This window comes from Vibrio sp. TRT 2004 (assembly GCF_050113735.1).
Taxonomy (GTDB): domain Bacteria; phylum Pseudomonadota; class Gammaproteobacteria; order Enterobacterales; family Vibrionaceae; genus Vibrio.
The window spans coordinates 1-6005 of the sequence record NZ_JBNJOH010000080.1 but is presented as its reverse complement, the minus strand read 5'-3'; the positions used below and the strand labels follow the sequence as shown (position 1 = coordinate 6005).

Below are 6005 nucleotides of genomic sequence, written 5' to 3'. Positions count from 1 at the left end.
AGCGCTGGACTAAACAAAGGCCCCCTTTTAGGGGGCTCACACAAAGCCACCTTCTTTAGAAGGTGGTAATTTACTTATCCCCCAGCAAACCATTCACACTCCCCATAAATGTAACAATCTCGAAAACACACCTCAGTTTTGGAAACTAAGTTTGTGGCACGACTATACCCCTTACCCACCAAGAAAATAAACCATTCAATTCAATTAGTTAGAATTAGTTTCGCTAAATTCCAAAGATAGTCGCCATTTGCAGAGAGTAAGTCTAAGGAGTATATGTAGAGACAAATAAAAAACTGTAATAACTCAAATTAGTAAAACTTATGACAAACCAACATCAACAATTTTTTGGACATCCTAAAGGCTTGTTCCTACTTTTTGGTACTGAGCTTTGGGAGCGTTTCTCTTACTACGCGATGCGCGCGATCTTAGTTCTTTATTTGACCGATACTACTATCAACGGTGGATTGGGTTGGTCGACTAAAGATGCCCTCGATCTCTACGGCATCTATACTGGACTTGTCTATATCACACCGATGATAGGTGGCTATCTTGCCGACAACTACTTAGGTCAACGCCGTTCGATTCTGATTGGTGGTGCTTTGATGGCGGTTGGTCAGTTCACACTCGCTCTGCCTGCCGATATGCTTGGGTTGAGCGTCACTCACAGCTTCTATCTTGGCCTTGCGTTGCTGATCCTTGGTAATGGTCTGTTCAAGCCAAACATTTCCACTATGGTTGGTGATCTTTACCAAGAAGGTGATAACCGTCGCGATGGCGCATTTACTATCTTCTACATGGGCATCAACCTAGGTGCTCTGATTGCCGGTGTCGTATCAGGTTCTGTAACCAATGAATTTGGCTGGAAGGCCGGATTTATGGTCGCGGGTCTAGGTATGATCATCAGCTTAATCATGCAAATGACATTAGCTAAGTCTTGGCTGGGTGACATAGGCGTTGTACCTGCGGCAGCTCGTGATCTCGAAAAGAAACAATCGGCGACCAAACAACCGTTAACCAAACAAGAAGTTGATCGCTTAAAAGTCATTCTAGTAATGGGGCTGTTTGTTATCGTTTTCTGGGCGGGCTTTGAACAAGCAGGCGGATTGATGAACATCTACACTCAGCAGTATACCGATCGTATGATTGGCAGTTTTGAAGTTCCAGCGGCTTGGTTCCAGTCACTCAACCCATTCTTCATTATTACTCTCGCCCCGCTACTCGCTGCGCTATGGGTAAAACTGGGGCCAAAAGAACCGAATTCTCCGGTTAAATTTGCGCTAGCGCTTTTCTTCTTGGCACTTGGTTTCCTATGCATGGTTGGCGCTGTAATGGAGCAAGGCGGTGACACTAGCGTTAAGACATCAATGCTGTGGCTGGTAGGTGCGTTCTTCTTCCATACGCTTGGCGAACTTTGCCTATCACCAATTGGTCTGTCACTTGTCACTAAGCTAGCACCTCTTCGTCTTGCATCGCTAATGATGGGTGCGTGGTTCGGCTTCAATGCCATTGCCAACTATGTCGCAGGTTTGATCGGTTCACACGTAGGCGAGCTAGGTGCGCTGTCGATTTTCGGAGGCATCGCTGTGGCAGCAACGATTTCTGGTGTAGTCTTACTTCTGTTCTCAAATACGCTCGTTCGTTGGATGCACGGTGCAGAAACACCAATTAGCAACGCAGAGCAGGTCGAAGAGCAACAAGCTCAAGTAGCGTAACTCGCTTATCTTAATAACAAACGCCCAGCCTTTTTGGCTGGGCGTTTTGCTTATCGGGCAATGCAAAGCTATTTCACACGAGTAACACGACTCGCTTTATCACCCGTTGCTGATACTGAACGAATAAATACTTCCCCTGCGACCATCGGGCGGTCTTGGTCTGAATAAGTCATCCACGTCTCACCATCAATAGAGTATTGAAGCTCAACGCCTGGAAACTGGACATTCATTGTAAGTAGACCATTTTCCAATTTCGCACCAGGTACAGGTAAACGATAGTCGATACCCGATTTTTCAAGTTTCGCCAGTTCACGTTGGCCAAGTACGTTCGCAAAGCGGTTGTAGTCTTGGTTTAACGCGGCTTTATCGACAAGATTTGTATTCTGAGAGTATTCTACTCCTACTTTGTAGTCATTCTCCCAGTCGGCGCGATGCCATGCGCGTTCCGCTGCCGCGAGGACGCGTGGGAATACCATGTATTCATACTGCTCATCATTACGAACCGTCTCAGACCAAAGCTGTGCCGATAGACCGTAGAATGGCTTCGCTTCAACCTCGCCTTTACCAGTAAAACCATTGCCATCACGATCTAGAGATGTTTCTGCGTTCTGCGGCATATTCTCTGGTGCAAAGCCAAACATCTTGCGAGTGTCCGTAGCACGTGTCGCCCAGTAGTATCCGCGCTCTTTAGGATCTACCTCATATGGCATATCCATATAAACGTAATCTGGGTTTGAAACGATGACGTCGTAACCCTTCTTAGACCACTCATAAACAGATGATGTACCACCCCAGTAAAGAACGTCCCAGAAATTAACGCGTTTGTTTTGAGTCGCAAACGCCTCTGCGCCTTCACTGTATTTCAAGCCATCTTGCCATGCTTGGAAACTAGGAATGCCCTTCTCTGCAACAATTTTCGATACCTGCTCAGCAAAGTAGCTAGGTAAATGTCCATAATCACTGACCGTGCCATCTTCGATTAATGTCTGACATTGTGGTGAACGAGCAAATGGTTTGTCCTGTTGAGAAAGATCGATAGAACCTTTCCAGCTCACTTTGTCTTGCGCATTCACATCTTGGAATCCAGCGCCCAACTTAATATTTTTTGCTTCATCGCCACCGAAGTGCCATGTTGTTAACGGTGCACCCGCTTCAGCGTGCATCGCTGCAACTTCAGAAATCACTTTGTCGACAAAACGAGTAGACGATTCCATACATGGGTTGATAAAGCTCTGTTTGTTGTAGAACTGTACCGTGGTAACGTTTGAAGTGTCTTGTGGATCCATCAGACGATATTCGTTTGCTAATGCTTCATTCCCTTCTGCCATGAGACGATCGTAGCGAGCTTCCATAGAAACCACTGCTGCGCGAGCGTGAGCTGGCATATCAATTTCTGGGATCACTTCGATATTACGCGCTTGTGCGTATTTCAAGATTTCCACGTAGTCTGCTTTGCTGAAGTAACCAGAACCAAAGTTGTCCGTTGTTGCGCCAGAGCCTAGCTGAGGCAGTAAACAGCTCTTCTCTTGTTCATCAAAACAACGGTTCGCTCCGATCTCAGTCAGCTCAGGCAGACCCGGGATTTCTATACGCCAACCTTCATCATCAGTGAGGTGAAGATGGAGTTTGTTCATCTTATACGCAGCCATCTGCTCTAGAGTGGCTAGAATCGCCTCTTTTGAGTGGAAGTTACGAGCAACATCCACCATTACGCCTCGATAATCGAAACGTGGAGCATCTTTAATAGACAGTTGCGGTAAATGATCAGGGTTTTGACTGTCTATCAGACCAAAAATAGATTGTACTGCGTAGAATGCACCCGCTTGGTCAAACGCTTTAATTGCAATACCATTGCCGCTAATGACCATTTCATACGCACCAGATTTCGCCATTTCATTCGAAAAATCCGCAGGAACAAGCGCGACGCTTACTGGTAAAGCTCCGTCGACATCAACACCTAACACTTCCGCGCGCTCTTGAATGGCGGCGAATTGAGCCTGATCAAATGCGCCCTTTGGTAGCGCAATACCCCCTTCAATGCTGACCAAACCTTCAGCCGCTTCTACATGCATAGGTGTTGGTAACAAGGTAGTCGATACGTCTTGAACGTTTAGATCTTTGTTCTTCTCGAAGCGAGACACAGCGTTAGCAAAAACGTTGTTGTCATCCGGTGTTCGTTTTAGGTTATTCCCTTCAAGCCCAGTAACAAACGACGCAACATCTTCCGTATTTAGGGATGCGATCATTTTAGGCTCAGCATTGGGTGCTGCAACGAATGCGCCTGGCATGAAATCCGTTTCGAATAACTGCCAGTATTCGCCGATCAGAGGAAGGACGATAGTTTCCCCAGCAGAAAAACCATCAAATTTATCTGTCGGCTCCAACTTATGTAAGTCGCCTGTCACTCGTGTGATTTTGAACTGTTCATTGTCTACATCGAGAATTAGACGAATGCTGTGGAAATAGATAGCCCACTCTTTTGAGTCGATCGCTTCACCTTGATTCACCAATGTCATATTGACTTGATTACATGATGCCCATTCCGCACCTAAGTCCTGACATGCAAGGCCTTCATTTGCACCGTGGTTAGTGAGTACTTGATATTGAACATCAAGATTCTCCGCCAGTGAATTCACCACGCGTTGTTCCGTTGATTGAAATGATGCACAACCAGCCAATGTCACCAATACTGACGCTGCAATCAGATTTTGTTTAAACATCTTACTTACCCCAGAAAAATATCGAGCTCAAAATGACGGCTCTTAATCAAGATGAACTCAACATATCCCTAGTTATTTCGCATCGTGAAATTAATAATTCACAAAAGTGACCAAGCTCAAAATTTAGATTTCATGAGCATTTAAAACGCAATAAAAACAGACATTTAAACGAAACGTCAAAATCGACAGACTTATTTTAACGAGATTACTGAGAGGCAATTCACATTATCTGGGGAAAGCTTACTATGAGAGGTGAATTAAGATCACAATATGCCGTTTCTATCTTAAAATTAACAACAGCGGGAAATATAAAAACGTGAATTAACACGCATTTTTCTCTCGCTAAACTACGTCAAAAAGACGCAATTTAACGATTTTTCCGCATGGTATTAGGAGCTGAAATGAAAATACTGATGGTTCTGAGTTTACTGGTTGCTTCAATTAGCCTTAACGCTGAGCCTTTATACTGGAAAGCTCAAAAAGGCCCATTGACCTATACCATCATTGGTTCAGTACATGTAGGCGATGAAAGCATGTATCCCTTACCCGAGAAAATCTTTAAACAGCTAAAGGCCAGCAAGGGATTAATTGTAGAAACCGATATCCGTCAAACCAGTGGAATTCAGTACCCTCCAATCGATTTAGTGGCGAAGGATGTTTTATCTAAACAGCAGCAAGATGAGCTATTGGGCATTGCGACTCTCCTACAACTTAAAGGCAACGAACTCCTCCTCTCACCACCTTGGGCCGTCGCTCTGGCAATCCAGCTCAAGCAAATAGAGTATCTTGGTTACTCGGCAACCGATGGCGTTGATATACGTTTAGCCAACAAAGCGACGCTATGGAATATACCCGTTATCGGTCTCGAGTCTTTGCAGTTCCAGATTGATCTTCTTACTGGGCAAGACCAAGCCGGTAAAGAGATGCTAATCAGTGCAATCGAGGAGTTTGATCATTCTGAAGATTCTACCCATTGCCTAATAGACAGCTGGAAGGCAGGCGATTTAGATAAGCTTAATGAATTTGCGACACTGGCCGAAATGTCCGAGGAACTCGAGTCTGCATTGTTGACCGATAGAAACTTAGACTGGGCTGAGAAACTATCGAATCCAAACTGGCTTCCTGACAATAAAGGAAACTATGTTGTTGTGGTCGGTACGCTGCACTTACTCGGTGAGCAAAGCTTCCTGCAATTACTCAAAGATAATGGGTTCAAAATATCTCAGTTGTCACAAAGCACCAAAGCTCAATGTGAATTTAAGTACTAATGTGCTTACTCCGCCCATAAACGACGAAACGCCCTTAAACGACAAAAGCCATAACATTTCTGCTACGGCTGTCTAAATATGGTCGGTGAAGAGCCATATTCTAACTTCAGGCGAACCCCCACTCGGGTTCCAATCCTTGCTTAGATAGCTTATTTCTATTCACTCTTAAACGACGAAACGCCCCTAAACGACAAAAGCCGCAGCATTTCTGCTACGGCTTTCTAAATGTGGTCGGTGAAGAGCCATATTCTAACTTCAGGCGAACCCCACTCGGGTTCCAATCCTTGCTTAGATAGCTTATTTCT

Annotated in this window: 3 protein-coding genes; 2 read left to right on the top strand and 1 reads right to left on the bottom strand. The window is 44.9% G+C overall.

Annotated features, from left to right (window positions below):
• Nucleotides 1-320 precede the first annotated feature (320 nt).
• Entirely contained in the window at nucleotides 321-1712 is a 1392-nt protein-coding gene (locus tag ACQEXR_RS19520; RefSeq protein WP_427020961.1) for a peptide MFS transporter, read from the top strand.
• 68 nt (nucleotides 1713-1780) lie between these two features.
• On the opposite strand, the gene ACQEXR_RS19515 is transcribed toward ACQEXR_RS19520, so the two are convergent.
• Nucleotides 1781-4432: a beta-N-acetylhexosaminidase gene (locus tag ACQEXR_RS19515; protein ID WP_427020960.1), complete on the bottom strand. Its 2652-nt coding sequence runs from the start codon at nucleotides 4430-4432 to the stop codon at nucleotides 1781-1783.
• A 401-nt stretch (nucleotides 4433-4833) separates the two neighbouring features.
• Between ACQEXR_RS19515 and ACQEXR_RS19510 the strand changes: the two genes are divergently transcribed.
• On the top strand, nucleotides 4834-5700 hold the full coding sequence (locus tag ACQEXR_RS19510) for a TraB/GumN family protein (protein WP_427020959.1): 867 nt from the start codon (nucleotides 4834-4836) through the stop codon (nucleotides 5698-5700).
• Nucleotides 5701-6005 lie beyond the last annotated feature (305 nt).

Excerpts from the sequence above, each read along its gene's own strand:
- ACQEXR_RS19520 (WP_427020961.1), top strand. The coding sequence starts at position 321 with ATGACAAACCAACATCAACAATTTTTTGGACATCCTAAAGGCTTGTTC.
- ACQEXR_RS19515 (WP_427020960.1), bottom strand. The coding sequence starts at position 4,432 with ATGTTTAAACAAAATCTGATTGCAGCGTCAGTATTGGTGACATTGGCT.
- ACQEXR_RS19510 (WP_427020959.1), top strand. The coding sequence starts at position 4,834 with ATGAAAATACTGATGGTTCTGAGTTTACTGGTTGCTTCAATTAGCCTT.